The sequence below is a fragment of the Fibrobacter sp. UWB1 genome (assembly GCF_002210325.1).
GTDB lineage: Bacteria > Fibrobacterota > Fibrobacteria > Fibrobacterales > Fibrobacteraceae > Fibrobacter.
In genome coordinates this window covers 128,592-153,332 of sequence record NZ_MWQL01000002.1, presented here as the reverse complement: position 1 = coordinate 153,332, position 24,741 = coordinate 128,592, and the positions used below count along the sequence as shown (strand labels likewise).

At 44.6% G+C, this 24,741-nt stretch carries 12 protein-coding genes; all 12 read right to left on the bottom strand.

Annotated features, from left to right (window positions below; all coding sequences use genetic code 11):
• Positions 1–6 precede the first annotated feature (6 nt).
• Entirely contained in the window at positions 7–5,055 is a 5,049-nt protein-coding gene (locus B7988_RS02100) for a hypothetical protein (protein ID WP_088656658.1), read from the bottom strand.
• Positions 5,055–8,519: a hypothetical protein gene (locus B7988_RS02095; RefSeq protein ID WP_141225529.1), complete on the bottom strand. Its 3,465-nt coding sequence runs from the start codon at positions 8,517–8,519 to the stop codon at positions 5,055–5,057. The genes B7988_RS02100 and B7988_RS02095 overlap by 1 nt, the downstream gene beginning before the upstream one ends.
• A gap of 38 nt (positions 8,520–8,557) precedes the next feature.
• On the bottom strand, positions 8,558–14,389 hold the full coding sequence (locus B7988_RS02090; RefSeq protein ID WP_088656656.1) for a DUF6603 domain-containing protein: 5,832 nt from the start codon (positions 14,387–14,389) through the stop codon (positions 8,558–8,560).
• A 344-nt stretch (positions 14,390–14,733) separates the two neighbouring features.
• Positions 14,734–14,961, bottom strand: coding sequence for a hypothetical protein (locus tag B7988_RS14810; RefSeq protein ID WP_141225528.1), 228 nt, complete (start codon positions 14,959–14,961; stop codon positions 14,734–14,736).
• 121 nt (positions 14,962–15,082) lie between these two features.
• Positions 15,083–15,550: a septal ring lytic transglycosylase RlpA family protein gene (locus B7988_RS02085; protein ID WP_170930513.1), complete on the bottom strand. Its 468-nt coding sequence runs from the start codon at positions 15,548–15,550 to the stop codon at positions 15,083–15,085.
• The gene (locus tag B7988_RS02080) at positions 15,537–17,441 is read right to left on the bottom strand and encodes a tetratricopeptide repeat protein (RefSeq protein ID WP_249268800.1); all 1,905 of its coding nucleotides are present in this window, start codon (positions 17,439–17,441) and stop codon (positions 15,537–15,539) included. The genes B7988_RS02085 and B7988_RS02080 overlap by 14 nt, the downstream gene beginning before the upstream one ends.
• A gap of 117 nt (positions 17,442–17,558) precedes the next feature.
• On the bottom strand, positions 17,559–19,274 hold the full coding sequence (locus B7988_RS02075; RefSeq protein WP_073320785.1) for a tetratricopeptide repeat protein: 1,716 nt from the start codon (positions 19,272–19,274) through the stop codon (positions 17,559–17,561).
• Positions 19,274–20,125, bottom strand: coding sequence for an RNA polymerase sigma factor RpoD/SigA (locus tag B7988_RS02070; RefSeq protein WP_073320782.1), 852 nt, complete (start codon positions 20,123–20,125; stop codon positions 19,274–19,276). Before B7988_RS02070 ends, B7988_RS02075 begins: the two co-directional genes overlap by 1 nt.
• 62 nt (positions 20,126–20,187) lie before the next feature.
• Complete coding sequence (locus tag B7988_RS02065) at positions 20,188–20,484, bottom strand: DUF971 domain-containing protein (RefSeq protein ID WP_073320779.1); 297 nt, start codon at positions 20,482–20,484, stop codon at positions 20,188–20,190.
• On the bottom strand, positions 20,484–21,608 hold the full coding sequence (locus B7988_RS02060; protein WP_088656655.1) for an Mrp/NBP35 family ATP-binding protein: 1,125 nt from the start codon (positions 21,606–21,608) through the stop codon (positions 20,484–20,486). Before B7988_RS02060 ends, B7988_RS02065 begins: the two co-directional genes overlap by 1 nt.
• Positions 21,609–21,610: 2 nt before the next feature.
• Positions 21,611–23,020 (bottom strand): ATP-binding cassette domain-containing protein, encoded by a 1,410-nt coding sequence (locus tag B7988_RS02055; protein WP_088656654.1) that lies wholly within the window; start codon positions 23,018–23,020, stop codon positions 21,611–21,613.
• Between the two features lie 94 nt (positions 23,021–23,114).
• The gene (locus B7988_RS02050; RefSeq protein WP_088656653.1) at positions 23,115–24,554 is read right to left on the bottom strand and encodes an esterase; all 1,440 of its coding nucleotides are present in this window, start codon (positions 24,552–24,554) and stop codon (positions 23,115–23,117) included.
• Between the last annotated feature and the right edge of the window lie 187 nt (positions 24,555–24,741).

The window sequence follows — 24,741 nt, the reverse complement described above, 5'->3', positions numbered from 1 at the left end:
AATAATTTATCCCCTTATATTTTTGCCACCGCTAATGGCATCAAACACATCCCACATCATCAGCTTATTCTTATAGAATCCAGAAGTAGAGCCTGTTATGTGGTTCAAGCCTTTCAGATTTTCAAAGATGATTTCACTTAACAGCGGGAAAATAGGACTCAATTTTTTATTAGTATAGACCCCATCCGGATCAACCACCCTATTCATCATCATAAACCTGGTTTCATCTAGAATGCCTAGCAAGGAATCAACATCCCATTTTCCTTCACAGACGACAGAGCTGCTATGGGAAAGGTTGTTATTTGTTCTTGCAGGATTTGTGTTGCTAATATTTTTGCTTTGATTAAGAATAGAATCACGATAACGTAGAGACTCTTTTCTGCATGCAGGGCACCAGCATAATCTACCCTTGGTAAGATCGACTTGATTGACAACATTAGATGTTGTGCCCGGGAGTGTAGCCTGCGTATGTTCAAAATTAGATGGATTCACATTGATATTATGGTTTATTGCCACTAGAACGGCTTGAGGAGCCTCATTGTCCGGTCTGTCAACGTGGAACACTAAGCCTGCGTTGTGTTTCTTGTAAGGAATATATTCCAACCAAGAGTCAACAACAAGACCTGCATTTGAGGCTAAAGAAAGTCCGCCACTCCTATATTGCGGGTTATAGGCCTCCGCATTGTAAAGCACTATGGAATCCATATCCTGCAATTCTGATTCGTCATCAACAGACAAACCAAGCCAATTTCCAGCAATAACCTCAGACTTGGAGGATTCCATCTGTAGTACAGCAACCTTACCCATGTCCTTATCGATAGCCGTCTGAAACATGGATAGTTGATGTATGTTTTTCATTCCGTCTCTAACTTCGGAAACTTCATCTTCCCACTGATCAAATGTTCCTTGATTTAAATTGTTATAGATAAAACCATTACCATTTGAATTAGAATTCCCCCTAACAGCGAAATCTATGCGTTCCGCACGTTTAATCATGGGGCCTTCAACAAGTTCTTTCTTTAATATATGGAAACGAGGTGCGACCCTGATATTTTCTAGCGTAAGAGCTTGAATTGCGGAAATATAATTTGCAACTGATAGAGTTTCCTTATTAGTAGCAACCAAGGCCTTTGCATTATCCACTCGCTCCTGAAGCTGCGTTTCCACGGCCTTCATGGTTTCAAGAAGCTCTTTTTGCAACATTTGCGCGTTCTGAATACTTTCAGGATATACAATAGGATCTATCTTGTCTACGAAAATACTAGTGTCAAATTTTCCAATACAATTAACAAGGCCCGCTTCGACGCAATTGCAAAGATACATGTATGCGTCTCGTACAAAAGCGTCATCATACAAACTGCTCTTTTCGGCTTTTCTGCGCCACTTGGAAATCTTTAAACGAAGTTCATCCTCTCGCAGTAAAAGATTTTCATACCGTAACTTCAACTCGCTGATATCGGTATAATCAACTTCATCCGCGCCTTCCCAAAGAGTGCTCTGTATATCTGGAGCACGCATTTCTCGGCTATGAAGTACGATTTCCCTTAGAACTTTCAAACGAAGTTGATCTTCTTCTAAGCTCAACTCCCCATCTTCAGGAGCCCAATTTGCATTTTCTGACTCTTCAACAACTTCAATTTCTCCTACAAACCCAGGATTTAGCAAATGCCATTTGGTTTTGAGGTAATTTTTAAAGGCCCCTTCAAAGGAAGACAAATAAATATACTCGGCGCCACTTATTCCCAGCTGAGCTAAAGAACAGGCTTCTACTTCGCCGTTACCTTGGCCAGAATCTTTTTTGATCAGGACCTTGATTTTGTCCATATCGCCGACAACGCTTTCCACCCACGCATTGATCGAGGGATCCGCAAGGTTGATCAAGTTGTTTGTATTTTCTTCGTCTTCAACATCAATATCAACTTCTGGAAGCATAATTCCGGTTTTATGCGCCACAACAACATGTTCTGAAGGATTCTTTAAAATTTCCAGTTCCGGAATGCTGCCTTTACCATCTTTAAGGAATTGGCCAATTGCGTAGAAGGCACTCTTGTCACCCATAACAAGGCGGTGCACACCTTCTGAAAGCAATAGGTCATTCAAGGCGTCGTAAGAGTCCATCATACGTTCAATCTGCTTGAAGAACGCGTTTCTTGTTTCTACATTGACCAATCCGTTATTGGAATTAGCATTAAGATTACGAACCCATTCTAGAGATCCATTATCTTTATAATTATCTTCTAACCAACTAGAGACAGATTTTGACCATTTCCATTCTTCAATAAATGTATTGAGAAGAGCCTCGCCATTGATTACCTGCATGGAATAGCAGCCAGCTTCTTCTGTTTGAGAGTTTAAATCAACAACTTGTTTAAATTGCTGGCGCAGCGGGTAAATGAATTGGTCTAGATGCACTCCAAATGTATCGGCCGCATCGTGTAGATATCGTTCAAGATCTACGCCTAAAATTACACTAGTCGACATACCGTGCTTAATACCATCTACAAGGCGCAGGGCTTGACGAACTCGCATGGAAGACAAATTCACACAAATGTGAGCATCTTCTTCACTGCTCTTGGATTTCAGATAGGCGCTTCTCAAAACCGCCGTGGTCAAAGCATGTTGTATGGAAGGCGCTACAATATAGTGTCCCTTGTCTTCTCCGGTACTCTTGTAAATCGCGTTTGTATTCGGATCTAGATCCAGTTTCATGTCGCGAATGATTTTTTCGCGTTTGCCTACATCTTCAATTTCGACACGATTGTTTTCTTTAAGGCCGAAAACCCAGCCATACGAACCAATTTGCGGCGCGGCTTTTTGTCCCTTTTTGTCCAAGCGCTCTTTTGCGAACTTGACGAAACCAGTAAACCAGGCATCAAGTCGATAAGTGAACAAATCTAAGAATTCGGCTACATAGATGTTCAATTCCTCGTCAGACAACTGGTTTCTTATGCCTTGGTTAATACAGTTTTTTAGACCTTGGAGAGAAACTTCCTTAACAGCGTCATCTATAGGCTGATCTGCAAAGAATTCCATGTCACTTAAATCAGCGAGAATACCTGTAGTTGGGTATTTTAAGAAGTTTTTCTCGAGGAACGGAGTTCTCAATACAGAGCGTTCTACGAAAGAAATTGAATACGGCGTTTGCCCCGCCATTTTAAGATAGTTACGTTCAGCATCGTTACCAACCAATTCTTTTGACCATAACTTTTGTTCTTTTCGGCATTCTTTCCATGTATTCGCCAAGTCAATCAATTGGTCAAAAAGCCTAAGGAACTTTTTAGATTCCTCGCTACCATCATTAAATGTTTCTCGTAATTTCCCATAATCGGCAACGGGTAGGAACCCGTAAGGGAGCGTGTCAATCTTTACTGTAGGCAACACACCTCTTGCGCGTACATGATTTACGACAAAGTCTCCTACAAGATCAAGAATTTCCTTTAAATCTTCATCATCTTTCTTAATATTACTTCTAAAGTGGTTCCATAGTTCCTTATACACAATTTGAGCCATTTCAGATTGTGTATGTTTGCCGCCAATCACGCTTCCCCAACAATCGTCAAATGCCATGCCAGTAAAATCAGCTAGAATCTTGGAATCCTTGGATCGGCTAAAGTTCTTGTATGAATCGTTAACTTCTATGTCAAAACGTTCGCGTTTAATTTCTTCACTATCGTCTTTGAAATTACCGTCCAAACTGTTTGTTGGTGTTCCCGCAGAAAGGAAGGACATGCTTGAAACGGCATAATTGTGGCCATTAAACAGATTTGTCAATCGATCAACACTTTCTTTTTCGGAAAAATCATTTATCCCCAAGACATAGATATAATTAAATTTTGTGATGTCATCTGATATCGGAACGGTTATGGCCATGCCACATTTTTCGGCTTCATCATAATCCGTCATCCATTTGGCGCCACCCTTAATTACCATATCACCATTGCTGTTAATTTGGAACGGCGAAACTTTTTGACCATTTTCATCTACTTCTTGTTCGTTGGGATCTATGCCCATTTGAAGATCCGAAGGGATTTCGTTGGAATAGGCGTAAATTTTATCCTTATTCGCATTGTCTACTTCCCCAACAAAGAAGAATCTTTGAGGGAGGATATTGGAACCGGGCACTTCAAGTTTTTTACCTTCGTTAACAGTCCATGCATTTTTGCGGAGTAGAGAATCGCCACTAAAAATAGAATCATCGGCTAGGTAACTTTTTACCATGTCATCAAGAGTTATTCTTTTGGACTCTAGTGTCTTGATAAAATTATCGACATCTTTGCGCAATGAGCTTAATATCGCATAATCAACATCCCAAAGCTCAAGGCGTCGGCAGTTCTCCTTATAGAGTCCAGGGAATTTTTCATAAAACTTATTACAAGTTTCCAGCGACCGAGACAAATACGTCGCCATATTGTATATGTTATCGTACAAATAATCTACAAGGTATTTGCAATAAGACACACTAGATTGAATACTGAATAAGAATTGCTGAACTTGAGTTAAGTTTTCGCGCACCATATATTCTACGTCGGTTTCAACCTCTTTATCAATTTGTTCAACCTGTTCTTCGCTGAGGTGTAAAGAAATTTTTGAAAGAAGCGAATAAATAATTTTGCACTTATTTTCTATGTCCGTCAAACTTGTGTATGGACGACGATAAAAGAGCTTTTGCCATGGTCTGTATTCATCAATATACTTTGGCCTTAAGCAACGACAAATCCATGCTGCGCGATGCACAGGATATTTTTTACATAAAACTTCCCATGCCTCATATTCTCTTGCATCACTACCGCTGGCAATGTACCATTGAATCCAAAAGAACTTGCCGTCCTCTATTTCTTGCTTTGTCAAACTGTCAGTATGATAATCCAGCATAATCTCATCTGGAAATACTCTTACGCAAAGTTGTTTCTTTCCCTTCACATTACGGAAATGGGTTTCCAAGCGCAAAGGAAACATCATAAACGGACGCTGAACTTTTGTATTCTTGAGAATGTTGTTCAACTCATTCTTATTCAATTCATTTTGGCGATTTGTGTTGTTTTGGGGCATTTTCATTAATTCTTTTTAAGAAAGGTTAAAACGTGACGACCGATAGTAGACGGCGTATCAATGTGGTTGTTGGCATAATCCGCAGATGTTTTCTCTTCCATTTCGGAAGAATGAGCATTTTTAAAGGCTAAATTTTCAACCATCTGCTTGAAAGTTAAGATATATCCTTGATTTGGTCCTTTTGGTGAGCCTAATGCTTCTTTTAGGCTTATTTTGAACCCGACAATATAAATATCCTTTAAAAAGGCTTCGGCGACAGGCTTTATGATTGCATTTTCAGCCTCATTATCATAATCAAATTTTATGGCACCATCTTCCTTTGATACCACTTTTGCCTTGTGAAGATAGATTTCTGTATGAGGATACAGCTTGATAAGGTTTCCCTTGATAGCGAACAGCAACAAGCCATCCTTTCCTGCACAATGATTTTTGCCAAGATTTCCTGTCCATGTATGCAAGGATTTCACATCAAAGAAATCATCATTGCGAATAGATTCGCTGTCGGTCTCAGAATCCCAGAACTTTTTGAAATAAGATCCACGTTGATCTGTTGGGTATTCTCGCCACAACAGTTCTCTTCCCATTTCGGTGTTCATGCCGCACAAATAGGCTTCCACAAAGGCTGTATTGTTTTCGAACATTGCAACACTATTGTTGGGAACCCCCTCAATACAGGGGAGAATAAACTTTTCCGATAATTCGTTAAGGTAATGGTAAACCGGCTCCGGGAACATGGGGTACGCCATAATGGGGTACCTTGATTGGAGAAGGTCTTCCACATATTTATTACGAAGAACCTCATTGGAGATGAACTCCTTGTAGTAATTACAAGCGACTTCTTGGATTCGTTTGTAAGTCTGGTCGTCAAGCGCGCTTTCCCTGAGATTATCAATGTCTTGATTTGACTTTGTAGAATTATTAGAGCTCTTTGCGGAATTTGATTCCGAATCTAAAGTTTTGTTTTCGCTGGCATTGAATTTTTGTTTGAGCGAAGCAACTTCTTTTTTGAAATTTTCCCATTCATTTATTAAAGTGTACTTTCCAGATTCCTTTGAATTACGAATGAAAAGAGCATAATCATACGGAGTTTTAAAAGTCTGAATATACTTTTTATCTATATATTCGATGTTAATAAACACAAAGTCTGCTGGCAAAACATTCACTGATAAAACAGGTACATTTATAGTTCCACCAGTTCCACCAGAACGGGGCACAGATAAATCTTTTGTTTCTCCACGATCTGCATAGAACGTTACATTTTTTTTCACGTTTTCATCTTTATTTCTCAATTCAAACAATTTGCCTGTAGAAACAAAATATACATTCATCGAATTATTCGAAGTAACCAATTTTGAAATCGGCGTTACACTTCCAAAAAGTTGTGAATAAACTGTATCAGACAATCCAATTACATTAATATCAACTGAATTTTTTTCACTCTTTAGGTCACTAATCCTACAAGTGCCTTGGCCTGAATGATTAGGAATAAAGGCGCGTATACGATCACCAGTGGTTCCACAACACGGAAGATGATTTAATTTTTTCCAACCGAATTTGTATCCTGAGAATTTTAAAGAGAATTCGTCTCCGTCCTTAATTTCCGTTGAGAGCCCTGTTTTATAATAAGAAACATAATCGCCAAGCGTTGTTTTTATAACATATTCCACAATCAAGGGCAATAGATTCTTTACAGTATTTTCTAACTGTTCTATTGTTGGTAAATCATGGAATGGGTGCCAATCATTTTTGAATATCTGATTCTCCGCTATATGATCCATTAAAGTTGTTGAATCTAAATTTTGAACCTTTTGTGACATGCGGTCCGTCACTCGTTGGAACGTTGCCGAAGCAAAGGCGGCAGGAATACCCTTATCCTTCAAAATGTCGTTTAGCGATTTTCCGTTGCCACCGGCTTTCGTTTTTTGCATGGTGGACAAGCGTTGCATGAATCGCGCAACAAAAACGTTCTCGTTGCCTTGATCCATCCATTCGTATTTTAAGCCCCTGACAGATGCATTAACTTTGATACTCAAAAGTTTTTGGTACAAAGCCCTGTTAAGAGCCTGTACTAATTCAACCTGTTTCCAAGCTCGATTTACAAACTCTTCTTGATTCTTTTGGATGGTCTTTTTACCAAGGCCTGCAACAGCCCTATAATGAAGATCTAGGTTAACCTGACGCACCCATTCAGGGGTGTCTTTATGATCGAATGAGAGCGCCATACTATGCTTTCCACCATATATAGGCGGAACAACCCATGGGTCATCTTTCTCGTATTCACCCTTCTTTTTTACGTCTTGGACATCTTGTTGGTTTTCAACAAAAACAGGGCTTCGGCTAAGCAAATCCTTCAATGAATTATAAAGATTCTTTTCGTCCGTCTGCTTTGGATTCGGGAACGGATCGGGATTTTCCAGTTTTGGATCGTTGGTAGGAACCTTTGTTGCTGCCGGCATTAAAATCGTTTTGTTTGCCGATGTATTTGTTAAGCCCTGACCTAAAGAGGTCACATCAACAGCAATACCGGATTTTGCATCCTCGTATATTTGCAATTTTTCTACAAGCGTATCAAAACTACAATCACCAGTTTTAAAATTCCAGGTATAATATGCAGGGAATGTTAGGGGGGAAGGGTGGTTATTGTCCTTTGTTTGAGCTTCTAAACTGTTTTCCCAAGAAGGTTTCTGGGCAACAACATCTTTGAGTTTCTCTGAAGTAAAGCCAAGACCGCGAAGCCTACCTACTTCAAAAACGGGAATAACTATCGCTGTGTAATTTCTATTTTCTTTTAGATGGTATTCAACCCCTTCTCGACGCATTCCCAAGAGCCTACAGAAGCGAGCATCGGCACCAGCGTCTCCTTGAGCATGAGCGGCTTTCCATATTTCATCGTTTGGAGGAAAAACAACCGGGTATTCCTTTTCAGTTATTTTGAACCTAACTATCTTGTTGCCATTTCCACTATTCTGTATTTCACACTTGTCTGATTCACACATCACAAGCGCTATCCACGGACGAAGTTTTTGATTATTGGGTGCTGCTGGGGTATAGCGCCAAGCGAAATCAGGATCATCAAACTCTATGTATGGGAAACAATCGTTTGGAAAACCTTCTGAGTTTGCGGCCGGAGAAATATTCATAACAGCATTGTTGTTTATGGACAAAATGTCGCCTGGGCCGACAATTTTTACAATTTTCGTTTCAGAACTGATTACGGCATCTTTTATGAGAGCTCTCGGCGACCTTGTAGTAGTATCGTCGATTTCTTTTTCTATTTGTCCACTAGCAATTTTCGCTCTTATTTCAACAGCTGCGCGCTCCCGGTACAAGACCATGTCTTTTTGATCGGCGGCATCATTTTCATTGCTGGCAAGTTCATCTTTTTGTGTGATTTTTGTAGCAATTCCTTTTCTCACAAAAGGGAAAAATGTCCCTTGTTCGTCAATTGCTCCATTCATTCCATTGCTCATATTATTTTCCACTTATAAATCGTTTGCGTTAAAGATTATTATTCCAAGATGTCGTCGGATAATAAGGCCTGATATCGTTCCGTCAAACAAGAATCTGTTTGCTTGATGTACCTCTTAAATCCGGACGCCGTTCTTCGCGACGCAGCCCTTTGCCTGTTTGACGCGGTACTGGTTCGAGACAGACTTACCGTAGACGTTTTATTTTCACATTCGTATTTCTTAGCATAATCATTCCAAAAAGAATCGTTACTCTTTTCTGGATACATATTAAGCACCCTTATGTCGGGAGTACAATTAATAGAAGCTGAATTCAAATTGTCTTTTTTGAAATCCGTCCTAATTCTGAATCCCGAATACATTTTTTTGTAGGACGGGAGTGAAAGTTTTTTGTCTTCCGATAATTTCTTGATAAGTGACGGTGCAAAGAAATTCTTAACCTTGTTGTGTTCAACATGTGTTTCGCCGACCAAGACATCATCTAACACCATGATGTTGTAATCATTGACAATGTCTTCGCCATAGCAATCCATTTTCGTTTCGAAAGGAACTACAGACTGATTGAACTCGATACTCTCAGATGGTTGCAACACGAAATCGTTCTTGTCCAATTCCACCATGGACACCATGTTGTCGACAAGATCTGTGGATATAAACTTCCAATTGTTTCTGTCGTTAAAGGCATTGGTGTAGAGCGGAAGAACATCGATTCGGCTACGATTGTCATCAATCTGTTTTTTGCCCCATGTAAGATTAAAGGACACCTTAATCTTAATAAACAGAACCCAGAAGCTGGCAGTACCCTTGGCATGCCATTGAGCAGGACCACCAAGTTCAAAGTCAAGACTAATAGAGCAAATGGTACAACTGCCCACCTTGACGGCAAGACCTGCAGACATGTCTACAACGAACTTGAAGGGGTGGAACTGGAACAGTGCGTTAAATCCGGCATATCCAGAAATTCCAAACTTGTCCCAGCCAATTCTCATCTGGAAATCAGTACCGAACTGGACCGTATTCGAAGTTATCGCGAAGTATGCTTCCAACGACATCTTCAGAATGTCATAATCCAGTTTCATTCCCATGCGCTTCATATCAGGGAGATTGAAGCCGCTTTCGGGCTTATACTGCGGGTGGAAACCACCGGCAGACAATATAAATCCCTTAGTGTCGCCGGCCCAGTAAATGCGCAAGGCCACATCGCCATAAAGGTCGATACCTACAATATGGGAATCGTATAGGTGGGCATCAAAGAAGATTCCCTTGTCGGACTGATAACCGCCCATAAAGCTTGCGTTAATAGCGATAAGCTTTTTAGCAGTTTCATTTTCAATTTTTACCGCGACGTTACCGGCAATAATAATGGCTACGGGACTCGGAGCCTGCACAAACAGGCCAAAGTCCGCTTTAAGGATTTCCCCCCAGGTGATTTGCCCCAGGAAGCCAAAATACATTTGACCTTCATGAATCGGATAGTAGGCATCGATATTTGCAAGAATCTTGTCGATATCCTTATCGATATTCTTGGTCAGCAAGACAGTGGTGAGCGTTCCATCGTATACGGCATCGCGCAGTTTATCAATGTTTAGGCCGCGGTTTACGCCAAGGGAGCCGCCAATTGCGGTCAACGAGAATCCCATGCCCAGCTGAATGCCCGGGGTAAAGAACACGCTCAGGGCTCCGCTAAAGGAGTACGGCGTATTGTTCTTGCCCGTGGTGAACAGGATTCTTCCACTGGCACCACACTTGTCAAGAATGGTCAATTCCACTTGTCCAAAGAACCGGCCCTTTTCTTCATTCCAGTCCACAAATCCGGAGCCCTTGACCGCTTCAACGTCAATGGAAATGCCAAGGCCGCTGGGGAACTTGAACTTCGGAGATATTTTGAAAGAACCCGGCTTAAAATTGGAGTCTAAGACATTGCATTTAATACCGAGCCCCATTTCGGGGAAGGTGATAACAATGCCTTCCAAGTCCACAACGAAGGTTGTCAACAGGTTGGCAATGAGATTGCCTTTTTCGCCACCAATTTCCAAACTGATATTGTTGAACTTGACAAATTTCAAGTCAATATCACTGTTGATGGGGATATTGACATATAACCCGCCATCTATGTTGAACCCGTCGCTTAGGGAATAGCCAACCTCAAGTTTGCTTAGGTTAATGGCTATATCGTCCTTCAAAATTTTCTCAAAGAAATCGTTTTGATTGCGAAGTTTCAATGTAAGGACTAATTTTTCTAATGAGCCTTTTACACCAAAATCAAAGCCCTTATGCTCTGAATCTTTCTTATTATAGGAAACAGATGTCTCTACAGAGTAGTTGCCTATGCTCAGAGAAGCTATATCAGTGTCAAAGAAGCTTAACGGATCAACCCCTTCTTTTCTGCCGAATGTTAAAGAGGCCTCTGCACTAACGGATTCTTTGCTTCCTGTTACGTTAATCGGATTCTTTTTGAAGGATTCATCAACATCAATGAAAATGGACGTTGTTCCATCCAAATCCGTTTTATTCGAAACCCCGTCTTTATTTAGCGACGCATATGCTCCAAGTTTAAGCGTATGATTTTTTCCAATACCAATCACGGAGCCCAAAGAACCAGTCACCATGGGGACTATGTAAAGGCCATCATGCTTTTCATTATTAACGGTAATCTCGCCTGCAAATAGAGCGAGTTGTATACAAACGTCAGCATTTCCTGTGGCATCTCCACTGTTGTCGGAAACCTTTTTTGTCCAGATGTTTACAATCAGGATATTGTTTTCGGCATCAAACTTGTAGTCGGGCAATTTGAAGTTCTCTAAACAAGCCGGAAGCTTCGGAAGCTTGCAGACTTCGAAAACCTTATCCTTGATTTCGTCTGGAATGGCCTTGATTACCTCTGGAATGGCCTTGATTACCTTTACTGCAAACAGGAAACCGCTCTTCCAGGTATCAACTTTTTTGGCTTCATCGACCAAAACGTTGACATCATTGACGAGTTTCAGAATTTCAGGAATCATGCCGACAACAGCGTTAATGACGTCTTCGGCATTATTTAATATTTGCTTGAGTTCAGAATTTTTAAGAATTTCTCTTAAACTATTTTTGACGACTTCAAGAACTTTACTAAGAATTTCACTGAACCAAACCTTAATCGCCTTTCGAATTTGAGAGATTATAGGCTTGATAATGATTTCGTAGAATTTCTCCTTAACCTTTTCGAGCCATGCGTTTAAGATATTGCAAGCAAGCTGCGGAATGCCTTGCGAATATTTAGCAATCGCATCAACATTTTGTTCAGCATTTTCTCTTAATTTTTCGACATCCTTACAGATGGCAGTCGTCAGTTCCTTTATTGTTCCATTTAGAACATTCTCAATATTTTCAAATTCTTTGTCCAAATCTTTTGGAAGCCGATCTTCAACGGCATCTGCCACGATTTCGTAATACTTAGAGAAATCAATTCCAGCAAACGGATTCTTTGGTGAATCGCCTCCCAACAAATCATCAATGCAACCCGCAATAGCATCTTCAATTTCTTCTTTATTTTTTGGAATTCCTGCCGTTTGTATTTCAAATTCAGTCTTTAGTTTTATTACGGTAGCATTAAAGCTGTTTTCCCATTTATCCTTATCAAGGAAATCCTCGATTTTCGATATAAGATTTTTTGAATTTTCACGAAGGCTTTCTACAGATTTCTTGACAGAGTCATTACAATGTTTGAGGGTTACGTCCTTGTTTAGCTTTACTCCATTAAAGGATGCGGAAATTTCTTCTTGCGCGGCTTCACCTAGCGTTTCAATAAAAATTTGGTAGAAGGCGCTCTCTTGATCTATAGAGCCAACATTTGTTACAACAGTATTCTTGAGATCATTCAACCTGTTGTTTATGTTCTTTTCAATATTTTCAAGCTCGCCACCTATTTTTGATTTTAGATCATTAACGAGACTTTCGCCTTGTTTGACGGCATTGTCTAATTCAAATGCCAATTGTTTCTTTGTTTCAAGAGCAATATCTTCCAAGGCAATCAAAGTTGTGTAAATATACGCCCTGAGAGTCTTCAAACTTTCAATGAAATCATTTGTTCCATTAGTTGCATTTTTCTTAATTTCTACTTCAACGCGAGCAACCAATTCCCATAAGAAATCTTTAACAGAGGTTATTTTAGGAATATTGCAGTCAAAGGCATTTAACAAATTGGAAACTTTGACGATTAGCTTTTCGATATCGTTGCAATCGTTTAAAGGGAATTTGTCTTCTAAATAACTCTTGGGGCTTGTAAATATTTGCGCCAAAGCTTTCCAGTCAAAAGAGGGAATCTCTATGGACTTGATTGGATCTAAAACGCCGCCATCATTATTGTCTACTTTGTTAGGAATGTAGGTCGCAAGCTTGACCTTTTCCTCGCCAATTATTCCGGCGAACTCCAATACGGCGTAAATCTTGTGGAACGCTCTTGCGAGAGAGTCGTATTGGGGGATAAATTCCTTAATGAGTTCCTTTATCTTTTCTTCTGCAACCTTAATGGCCGCTTGAACTCGGCGTGAAATTTCTTCCTTAATGCGATCTTCAATTTCTTTCTTGATTCGATCACGAGCTTCATTTATTTTGTTTTGGATGTCATCTATTTCAGAAGAAATGTATTTCTCGGCGTTATCCTTGAGATGTGAGCCAGTCTCTTCTAACTTTTCTGCGGAATCTTTAATAGCGTCACCGATTTTACCGGCTGTGTCTGAAATGGCCTCAATTGCGCCTGTAGGAGATTTTTCTGCTTGTTTAGCAAGATCTTTTATTTCAGATTCTATTGCATCCTGCGCGGAGCTAATCTCTGATTCGGCTGCGTTTAGAGCCTCGGTTAATTCTTTTTCTAGACCAGACTTGAGTTCATCAATCTCATCCCTAAGATCAATAACATCGTCCAAAAATTCCAAAATTTGCTTGACTTCCTTGTCACCGCTTATTTTCTTGATAAATTCGACAACGGCATTAAGAGGCTCATCAAGTTTCTTTTCTAGACTTTTTAAATCCTGCCCTATTTGTTTTTTATAAACTTTGAGTTCATCCCAAATCGCATCGAGATCTTCCCTGAAAACGTCCTTGGCATTTTTCAAAATGAGAATAAGGATATAATCCAGGATTCGCTTGCCGAATTCTTCCGTAAAATACGAGTCATATATAAAGTTACCAAAATCCTCGAATTCGTCCTTTATTTTTCCCCATTCAATATCCGAGAACTTCTTGATTAGATCAAGAATCTCCTGGACGAGGTTAAGAATGGGCATAATCTTACCATAATCACTACCTTCAGCGGCCAAGCCTATATTAAACTTCTCTGTTCCGATTAATATAGTATCGCTATCGCCGATTTTTTTTGCTTCTTTACAGAAATTGTCAAGGGAACCGAAGCTTTCTTTTACATCAGACCAAGTGACAAGCGTGGCATTTTTGCCGTCTTTGCTTTCGTTAGGTGTAACTTTAATACCTGATATCAGGTCTTCGAGAACCTTCTGAGGGTCTTTATCTTCGTATTCCTTAAAAAGTTTTTTGAACGCAACACCAAGCTTTTCTCCAGATACAACTAGTTGCGCTAACACATTGTAGAGTTCGCCGCACTCTGCCTTCGCAGCCGAAATATCATAACCGAGTTTCTTTACGATTCTGTCAACAAAAACTTTGAAATCATCAATGTTTTTGTCTATGCTGTTATCCTTTACTTGGTCCAATTCTTTTTGGAAATCTTCCCAGGTAGCGCCCTCTTTTATAAGCTCATCGAGCAAGTCTTGCAAGACACAATCTTTAACTCGAGAAAAAACCGTTGCCAGTTTCTCAACAAAATAGGTAACAGAAGAAAGGTTTTCACCCTGTTTCTGAGAAGACTCTTCATTAGCCATATTTTTGCCTTCAGTCGTGGAAATCACACTTTTTTACTTAATTTATTCAAATCTGCAATATAAAATAATATTTTCTTAATAAATTCGCACTGAATGTAAAAATTTTGTAGCTAATTTTTCGTACAAGGTTTTTCCTTATAAAAAACCTCATTTATCGGGTTTCCCGCAACCAACTTTACTTCGTAAAACTTTGTTTACCTCATCAAAAGCTGCACATTTGTTCTAAAATTTCCATGCAAATACACAATTATTATATACAACATTATTATTTACATATTCTACTAACGCATGATACTTTGTTAGCAACAAGGCAAATTAAGCCTTTCTGGCAAACATTGCCAACATTACACCCCCACGGCACAGCCCAATGCCGTAAGCACGTAGGTTTCGCTTTCGCCCGCACGGTAAAACGGCAGCAGGGTTTCGTCATCAACTAAAGAATCATCGAATCCATTCAGCTGAAGCTGTTCGTCTATACGGCGTTTGAAGGACGAAAAGCCGGAATTCCAGAGCATCATAGGCTCGCGGTCGGCTTTACAGGCGGATTTTCCAAGATCATATTCGCTACACATATTTACCTCTAATTCAAGGAAAACACACAAACTTACTAGTGCTTTTCTGTACAGCTAAATATAAAATTAAACCGATGTCAAATTATGACATCGGCAATTTTCATTCTTTAGGGTAATTTCACTACTCTATTACGGTAGCGGTAACCTTGGCATGCCCGACTTTATCGAGGTCCAGTTTTTTGCCGGCGGCAGCGCTCAAATCGATAATGCGGTCGCGCACAAAGGGGCCGCGGTCATTGACGCGCACCTCGACAGAAGCTCCCGTGTCGTCGCGAACCACACGCAACTTGGTGCCAAAAGGCAAGGTCTTGTGGGCGCAGGTCATAGCGTTCTGATTGAAAATTTCACCGCTGGCAGTCTTCTTACCATCGAATCCAGGGCCGTAATAGCTCGCCTGGCCCTTCATGACCTTTCCGATTGGAGCGGTCTTTTTGCCCTTTTTACCCTTTTGAGGAGTCTGAGTGTCTTCGGGGAACCTTTCGTAACCTTGACGGGAGGCAATTTTTGCATTTCCGTCGGCGCAGCTAGACAAAAGCACTGCCACAAACATCGCCAGCACAACAAAAATGATGCGCCTATTCAAAATCATACATGCTGTTGTACGTATTTTCAAGGATTTCATCTTCCTGACTCTTGACTTCGGCCTGCTTTTCTTCGGGAGCCTTATTCAATTCTTCGTAATACTGCGCAGACAGCTTGTTCACATGCGTTTCGCTGCTCTTGACGCGCTTGCGCAGGCGTTCCAGATCCTGGTCGGTAATCGTGAGGCGCGTGTTCATCTTTTTCGCAGCTTCCTTGCCCCAAGGCGTCTGGCCATACTTGTCGCGAAGGAGCTTGTAAGTGAGCAAGGTGCTATCGATACGTTCCGGATTCATCTGGAAGTAAATCGCCTTCATGTAAAGCGCCTGGATACCGGCCTGCGTTTCGGGGAACTCCTGATACAGACTGTCAAAACGCACGAATGCGCGGGCATACGCCGAGTCCACCATGTCCATTTTATCCAAAGGCATTTCGGCGGCAATCGTCCAAAGGCTTTCGGCTTCCATGTACTTTTCTTTCGCCAAATCTTCGCGGGTCTTTAAAGTCACGCGCATACCCAAGTTCACCTGGGCCTGCTTTGCATATTCCGTTTCCGGGTACTTCTCGATAATCTGCTTGTAGATTTCTTCGGCAGAATCGGGATCATGCATGTATTCGTCGTAAACGAATGCCTTGGCATAAAGGGCCCGCAAGGACTTCGCGCTGTCGCCCGATTCAATCACGGCATCCAGGCGGGTCATGGCACTGTCGACTTCGTCCAGCTTGAACAGGAACAGTTCTGCAATCAGGAATTCCGACTTGAAGAAGTTGTCTACGTTCGGAATCGAATCTTTACGTTCCTTGTCGTTCTGGTTGCGCATGGCTATCAAGCGCTTAAGGGCGTCGCGACGTTCGCGAGCTTCTTGGCCCCACTTGCTGATCGTGCGAGAAATAAAGCTGCTATCGTAATAGACAACGGCCTTGTCGTAGTCAATCGTCTTGTGCTGTTCGTAGTCGCCCAGGCAGAAATAACTGCGAGATGCAAATTCGGAACGCGGGTATTCCGTGTTCACCTTCTGCAAGATGATAATCGCATCGGGATAACGTCCGCCCAACATGGTCAGTTCGCCAATGCGAACCAGGTATTCCGGCTGTTTGGACTCGTATTCGGGATTCTTGTAAAGTTCCTTGTATTCGTCGGCCGCCTGCAGGTATTCCTTGCGGTAAGCAAGGCATTCTGCCGCCTGCTCCCCCGCCGTCTGCTGTTCGCGCGGGTTCAGTTCCTTGATTTCCTTGGCGGTATAATGTTCTCGAGCCTTGTCCCAGTTTTCTTTCTTGTAGTACAGGCCAGCCAGTCTAAAGTGCGCCTTGCCACGCATAAAGGGCGTACCGGCCGAATCGGCCAACACCGCTTCCAAAGAGGCAATCGCCTGGTCCGGGAATTCGGCCTGTTCGTCCAAAAGCGAAAGAAGATTCAGTCCCTGGAAATAATAAGGGTGATCCTTGGAAGCAATCACCGGTTCCAGGGCAAAACGGCTAATGTTGTATTCGTGGTTACGGTAAAGGCAATAGGCACGCTGGTATTCCACCGCCTTCATGGAATCGTGGTCGGCAAAATAGCGTTCGAATTCGTCGTACTTGGTAATGGCCTTGCCCCATTCATGCTTATGGCGGAAAGCTTCACCAATCAGGAACACGGCCTCGGCGGTACGTTTCTTGTTCTTGGGGAATCGCTCCAGCACACGGGAGCCCTTTTCGATAATCTTATCGTATTTTTGGCGCTCTTCAGAGCCGGGCAGGGAATTTTCGCTATCTGGAATACTGTCGAGTCGGGCGGCACGCATTTCGGCAGCCTGCTCATCCAGGCGTTCCGCATTGAACATGTGGTTCAGGTAGGCACAGCAAGTACACCCCTCGAACACGAGGGCGACAGCAGCCAATGCCAAAAAACGGAACATCATAGTGTAAAGATACAAAAATGCGGGATAAAAAAAATGTGAGATGTGAGATGTGCGATGAGTGATGTAAAATTAATCATTACACATTCCACATTTCACATCACTCATTAACGTTCTTCGCTAGAATTCATTCAGATACTTGGTGTAATCGCAGAGCTTGAGGCCCGGCGGGAGCGCGGACTTGTCAAAGCGGACCATGCGGACTTCGGCCGGTTTACCCACCACGCGGGCAAGCATTTCAAAGTTGTCCTGCGTTTCCCACACGGCGGCATCAATAATCAGGCCATCGCCACAATCGGTTTCGCCCGTGCTGTTGCCAATGCCGGAGATTCTGGAATTCTGCTTCAGGAGTCTCGTGTAGATTTCGGGCGCGATTCCGAAATGGTTCGAGCTCGAAGAAGAATCGTAAACGACCACGTGAACTTCGCGGAAATGATTCAGGGAATCAAAGACGACCGTGTAGGTGTGCATGTAAGGAGCAACAAAGAACGATTCCTGCCACACGTTCTTTGCCACGGGCCTAAAGTTCCCGATAGAATACTTCTTGAAGAATTCCTTGGGAGTCGCACCGTAGCGCACCACATAATGGCCAAGCATCGTCGAGAAATCATGAACGGCAGACGGGGCCATCGTTTCGCGCAGACTATCGACAGCGCGGTTCAAGTTCGCAGTCAAGCCGTCGTTCTTGTTAATGGGAGCCGGCCTCGTAATATTCGATTCTTGAATGCGCTGCTGGATGTCAGGGTATTCTGGATCGACCTTTTGGATATCCTGGAACTGCTTGCGGGCCAAATCGAACTGGCGACCTTTCAAGTACGCACGGCCAAGAGCTTCCTTGAGCGGCAGGTTTTCGGGATACTTGTCGACCATGGGTTCCAAGATATCGAGCGCCGTCTGGGCACGGTCTTGCGGAGAAAGCACCACGCCGTTACCCGGACCCGGAGGAGACTTTTCGCCCAAAGTAGAGACCGCTTCGCGTGCCGGAGCGTAATCGGGCATGAAGGCCAGAATGCGCTGGTAAATCTTTTCGGCGGCATCGAAATGGCCCTGGTATTCGTCCATGTAACCCTGCAACAGCAAAAGCTTCACGTTGACCGGGTACTGCGAAAGGGCGTATTCCACAACGGCAGCGCAACTGTCCAGCTGACCGCTACGGTGGTAAAGTTCGGCAAGATTTTCGTAGGCGGCAGGCACATCGCCACCCGAAAGGCTCACCACCGTCTTGAATTCGTTGGCGGCCTGCAAGAAACGTCCGTTATCCATCAGGAGCTTGCCGTACCAAAGGCGAGTCTGGTACAAGGCGGGCGCACGTTCAGAGGCCACGCGGGCAAGTTCCAGGGCGGCAGAGGCATTGCCGGACTGGTAAATTTTACGGCTTTCTACATAGGTCGCCACGCCGGAACCCGGCAAGCGGGCCTGCAGTTTTCCTATCAAAAGGGAAAGGCGGTCCTGCTGATTTTCCGTCAGCGCGCCCATTTCAAACAAAGTATTAATCTGTCCGAGGAGCGCCGGCAAAAGATCTGGGTAAAGGACAATCACGCCGTCGTAAATGTCGTAGGCAGCCTGGTAAGAGCCCGAACGGGCAAGCTCCGTCGCACGGCGAAGTTCCGTCTGTACCTGCACCGGGACCTTGGCCACATCGGCGGTCAAATCCGGCGTATCACCGCGAGCAACCGTCGATCCGGCAGGAAGGCCATACGGAATCCCGCCTACCGAAATTTTACTGGGGCCATATACATCATAAATACGAAAGCCCGCAAAAGTAAGCAGGGCTCCGCAACAAAGGGTCAAAAACAAGTATGCAGCCCTGCGGGCTGCCGAAGACGAATACGCCATTACTTTTCCAAGAAATCAGCCAGTTTTTCTTTATGTTCCTTGCTCTTTTGCAAACGACGCAAGGTTTTGTTCTTGATCTGGCGTACGCGTTCGCGGCTCAGTTTCAAATCTTCACCGATATCCTTGAGCGTCGTATCTTCAACCGTATCAAGACCATAGAACATGCGAAGGATTTCTTCTTCGCGCTGCGGCAGGGCGGACAAGGTTTCCTGGATGAGTTTCTTGCGTTCATCCTTTTCCATGTCTTCGTCCTGGTTACCGTCGGATCCCAAGACATCCATAAGCGTACTGACCGTGTCACCGCTACCGCCGACATTGTTGCTGTCGCCAATGGGGGCATCCAGCGAAATGTCCACGATTTTTTCCATGACCTCGACGATGTCCTTTTCGAACGGCGCGAATTCGTCCATAGCTATGGTACGATCGTAGTCACCGTCGTTCTGCATCAAGGCCCGTTTAAAGCGGTTCACCAAAGCAAGCTTGTTGGGCGGAATTCGGACCGCGCCCACCTGTTCAAACAGGGCTTTCTGGATAGACTGGCGAATCCACCAAACCGCGTAAGAAATAAACTTGACATCCTTTCCCATATCAAAGCGTTTTGCCGCCTTGAACAACCCGATATTTCCTTCGTTAATCAAATCAAGCAGGGAAAGTCCACGCCCCTGGTACTTTCTTGCGACACTCACCACAAAACGGAGGTTACCCCGAATCAGGCGCTGCAAGGCCGACTTGCGGATTTCTTCCGCCTGGTCGCTCTTGATAATCGCAAGAAGAGCCTCTTCTTCCTGAGGACTCAGGGTCGGAAACCTGTTGAGGTCCCTAAAATAAAGCGCTTCGTTTGCATCACTCATAGAAATACATACCTTCAATTCTTCATAGGAAATTTCCTTGAAGACTATCCAAATATGTCTTTTTACTTTGTTTTCGTCAAGTTATATAACTTTTCGTAAGGGTAAATTCCCGAATTGTGACCGTCGCTAAAGGTAAGGCCTGCGGCGTAGCGGCCAATCGACTGCACTTTGACAAGCGAAATATCTTGTGGTACCGTCGATTCATCCAAGAGTTTTTCGCCAGTATGTTCATCGACACACAATGCACAAGGACAAGCCAAGCGGAGAGTGCGGATATCGCATGCACCACGGCTACCGTCGTTCCATTCGAACCCCAGCTTTCCTTCGGCAGTTCTAAAAACTTTCTTCGGTTGAATCATTAGACAGCCTCCACCGGAAGTTGTTCGAAATCGTAGTTAAAATTCTTGAGCACACCATTACCTTCGGATGCAAACATCGAAAGCGTGCGGACGGTCGCATCGGCGGCCTGCATGAAGGCCTTGGCCGATTCAGAGTTCGGGTAACGGAGCACGGCCGGCGTACCTTCGTCACCGCAGCCCGCGACTGCAGGTTCAAGCGGAACCTTTGCAATCAGGGGGACTCCCCACTTTTGGGCAATGCGTTCACCACCGCCTTCGCGGAAGATATGATGGTGCTTGCCGCATTCATCACAAATAAAGTAGCTCATGTTCTCGACGACGCCCACCACCGGAACGCCCACGGAATCGAACATGGCAAGCCCCTTGCGGCAGTCGGCAAGAGCCACCTCTTGCGGTGTCGTCACCACAACGGCACCGGCCATCGGGCAATTCTGCGTAAGGGTCAGCTGAATGTCGCCCGTTCCAGGAGGAAAGTCCACCAGCAGGTAGTCGAGCTTGCCCCAACGCACATGATGGATAAAATGCTGAATCATCTGCGATACCATCGGGCCACGCCAGATGGTCGCCTTGTCGCTATCGGCGAACATGCACATGCTGACAATACTAATGCCGCCCTTCGCCTCGACCGGCGCAATCGTGTTGTCCTCGAACACCTCGGGAGCGCAGTCGATGCCGAACATGAGTCCCATACTCGGGCCGTAAATGTCGGCATCCAAGATTCCCACGCGGGCACCCGAGAGGCTGAGGGCCATGGCGAGGTTTGCCGTTACGGTGGACTTGCCCACACCACCCTTGCCGCTTGCAACCGCCACCACATGAGCGACATCGCCGATGTACGAAACTTTCGGAGCCAGTACTGCCGTATTGGAGCTTTCTACGCGGCCTTGCGCCGTAAACGTCACGTTCACTTCGCTTGCGCCAAGCGACTTGACAATCGTAATGCACTGGTCCTTGAACTGATCGCGAATCGGGCATGCCGGCGTCGTAAGCCTAAGATCAAAGCTCACCTTGTCGCCATCGATCTTTAGATTCTGGACAAAGTTCAGTTCAACGATATTCTTGTGCAGATCAGGGTCTTGGACCGCCTGCAGAGCCGTCATAATAGTTTGTTCATTAAGCTGCATAATTAAGACTTCTCCATCGAGAATTTAGGCATGCGGAGCAGATGCGTCATGCAAGGCGGCCATTCTTCTTCGTAATGGCTAACCATAATGATTGTCGTTTCTTTCGAAAGCAACTGCAACAAGTTAAAAATCTTTTCGCGGTACTCTCCCTTGAGGCCCTGCGTAGGTTCGTCGAGCAAAAGCACCTTGGGCGGGCGAATGGCAGCACGAGCCATGAGCACCACGCGCTTGTCGATGGGCGACAGGTCACGGTAGCGGGCTTCCACGTCGTCAAAGCCCAGATAGTTGAGCCATTCCTTCGCCTTCGCGCGTTCTTCCCAAGTGGTATTGTCGGCTTTGCAAAGGTTTGCGGTAAAGCCCGTGCACAAGACTTCTTGCAGGTTCAAGTCTTCGCGGTACTGAAGCGCGAGTTCCGGCGAGAAGAATCCGAGTTTAGCCTTGTGGTCCCAAATGTTCAGGCCATGGCCCGGGCGTTCGCCCAAAAGGGTAATCTCGTTGTTGTAAATCTGCGGATGGTCGGCTGTAAGCATACCCAAAAGCGTACTTTTGCCAGCACCATTCTCGCCCATCACGGCCCAATGTTCGCCCTTGCGAACCGTCCAGTTCAGATTCTTGAGCACGGTCGTGTCGCCGAATTGGACGTTGACGTTTTTCAAATCGAAGAGGATTTCAGAAGAGGTTTGAGCAATGGGGTCGCTCGCAAGCTCGCTTTGAGGTTTGAGCGAAACAATCTCGTAGTCCTTCAGCTCGGCCTTCGTGTACTTGGGCTTCGCTGCGGCACTCGGGAGTTCGCCTGCGTACTGCGTGAACGTCTTGTTCGCATACACGAACGCGGGAATCTCGGGGAGCAGTTCGTCTTCGCGGGCGAGGCGCACGGCGACTTTCAGGCCAGGGCGCTTACAAAGTTCCACAACAGAGCCCGCCAAATGCGCACGGTACTCCGGGTCAAGCCCGCCAAACAAATCATTGAAGTAAACCCACTCGGGCTTTTCCATCCACATGCGCGCAAGCAACACGCGGCGCAGTTCCCCGTTCGAAAGGCTCAACAACTTGCGGTCCAAAACTTCGTCGGACAAGTCGGCAATCTTTAACGCTTCTTCCAGCTTGTCGGGGTCGGTTTCGGGCCATGCCATATCGTCAATATAGCGGTCCGTCTGCAAGAAGAATTTCTTTTTCAAAAGCAGGTGGCGCACCAGCGGGGCTTCTTCATCGTGCAGGCTGATGAATCGCTGCTGAAAGAACGGTGCGAGCGCATGCTGAATCTTACGTTGCATTGCCTCCGACATGGTGGAGACATTATTCTGCTGATTCAAAAAATGGGTAATGACCCTGTCAAGATCTTCGCCCTCGGTGCTGAAAATCTGCACCTGCGGGAACATTTCAATCAGAGCTTCAAAACGTTTGAATTCCATGCGCCCAAATTTAGAAAATATGGTCACTTTATAAAAAAGAAAAATCCCCTGCCGCTTTGCAGTAGGGGATTTTTTGGATGTGTTATAGGAAACTCTAGAATTTGCTGAAGAAATCCCAAGTGGCCTGCGGAACCCAGGACTTTTGCTGGCCCGGATCCTTGTGATCCCAGATGTGGCCGCCGTTCTGCGTGCACCAGCGGACCGGGAAACGTTCTTCAACTGTCGTGTAATCGTAGCACACGTGCGGACCGCTGCCGCCATATTCCTGAGCCTTTTCATTCTTGGCCTTGCCGCCTTCGGAGTTGAGCGTCAAGATGATATCGCGAGCGGCGCGGCCCATTGTCGGAGTGCAGAGGCCGTCCTGCAAACCGAGCACGCCCATCCAGCCAATGCCCTTGTTCTGACGCTGCGGGAGCCAAATATTGCGTTCGGCGGTTTCGTACACGGCAACTGCGCGGAGCACGTCCTGGTGATTCCAGGAAAGACCGTTACTGAACATGGAACCGTAGCTGAAGCCCGTGGAGAACACACGGCTTGAGTCAATGCAGAAGCTGCTTTCGAGCATGGCCAGAAGTTCATCGAATAATTTGTAGTCATCCTGACCCCACGGAGCCTGGTTTCCATTGCCTTCCGGAGCAACAAAGATTGCGGTCTCTTCCTTGTCAAGCGGCTTAAGGCCATAGTAGCCTTCGTCCTGCACGCCGCCGGCCCAGCCGCCCATGCACTGCATACCGAAAATCAACTTGTACGGTTTATTCTTGTCGTAACTCTTCGGGATATCGATACGCACATCACGAGTACCCTTACTCCACTTGAAGCTGATATACGGTTTGCCACTAGCACGGTACTTGTAATCAAGCTTAGTATCCTTGCCGCAGCCGCTAGAAGGCACCGGAGCATTCTTCAAGCCCCAACCGTATGCATACTGCGGTTCGGCCTTCGGCTTTTTCACCGTAAGAGCAAGGTTTGTATCTAACTTATTTAAAATCACCGAAAGAGTATCGAAACCATCGGCAATGACCTTGAGGGTTTCGGTCGTTGTCAACCTCTTGAGAGCCGTCTTTGTGTTGCCACTATAAGACGAACCATAATTACCGTTCGATGTAAAGCGAATGCTACGCTGAGCCGATCCGATTTTTACGTTCGCATAATAAGAACCCTGAGCCTTGACGCATGCCTGCAAGTCAAGGCTTCCAGAACCATAAAGGGTTTCGCTCAGCAAGCGGTTACCCATCATGTCGAAGATTTGTACCTGTACGGGTTCGCTGGAACGTTGAGAGAAAGAAAGAACGCCGTTATTGACGCTGATATAGCCCGGAAGCACGCGTCCCATCACAGACATTCCTTCTTCGTGGAATTTGAATTCGCCCTTGTCATCGGTCTTTGTAGAAAGACCATTTTTGACAAGTAAAACCGATGCGCCGCTAACGGCGCTGCCCTGCTCATCACTCACCTTGCCCGTCAGCGTAAAGGCACTAGCCGATACAGCCATTGCGCAAGCGAGAGCTAGAGGTTCCCAAACACTCTTTTTCATAGTAGCTCCTTATATTGCTATTTGTGAAAATAATTTCAAATGTTGGCTATATTCCACGCCAAGGCGCAATTGCTTTGGACAAAATATCCAAAAGAGGTTTAGGAATATTTACAAGAGTATCGATTTACAACCTTTTTTCACACGTATTTAAAAGGAATAGGGCGGAATATACTATTTTATTACATAA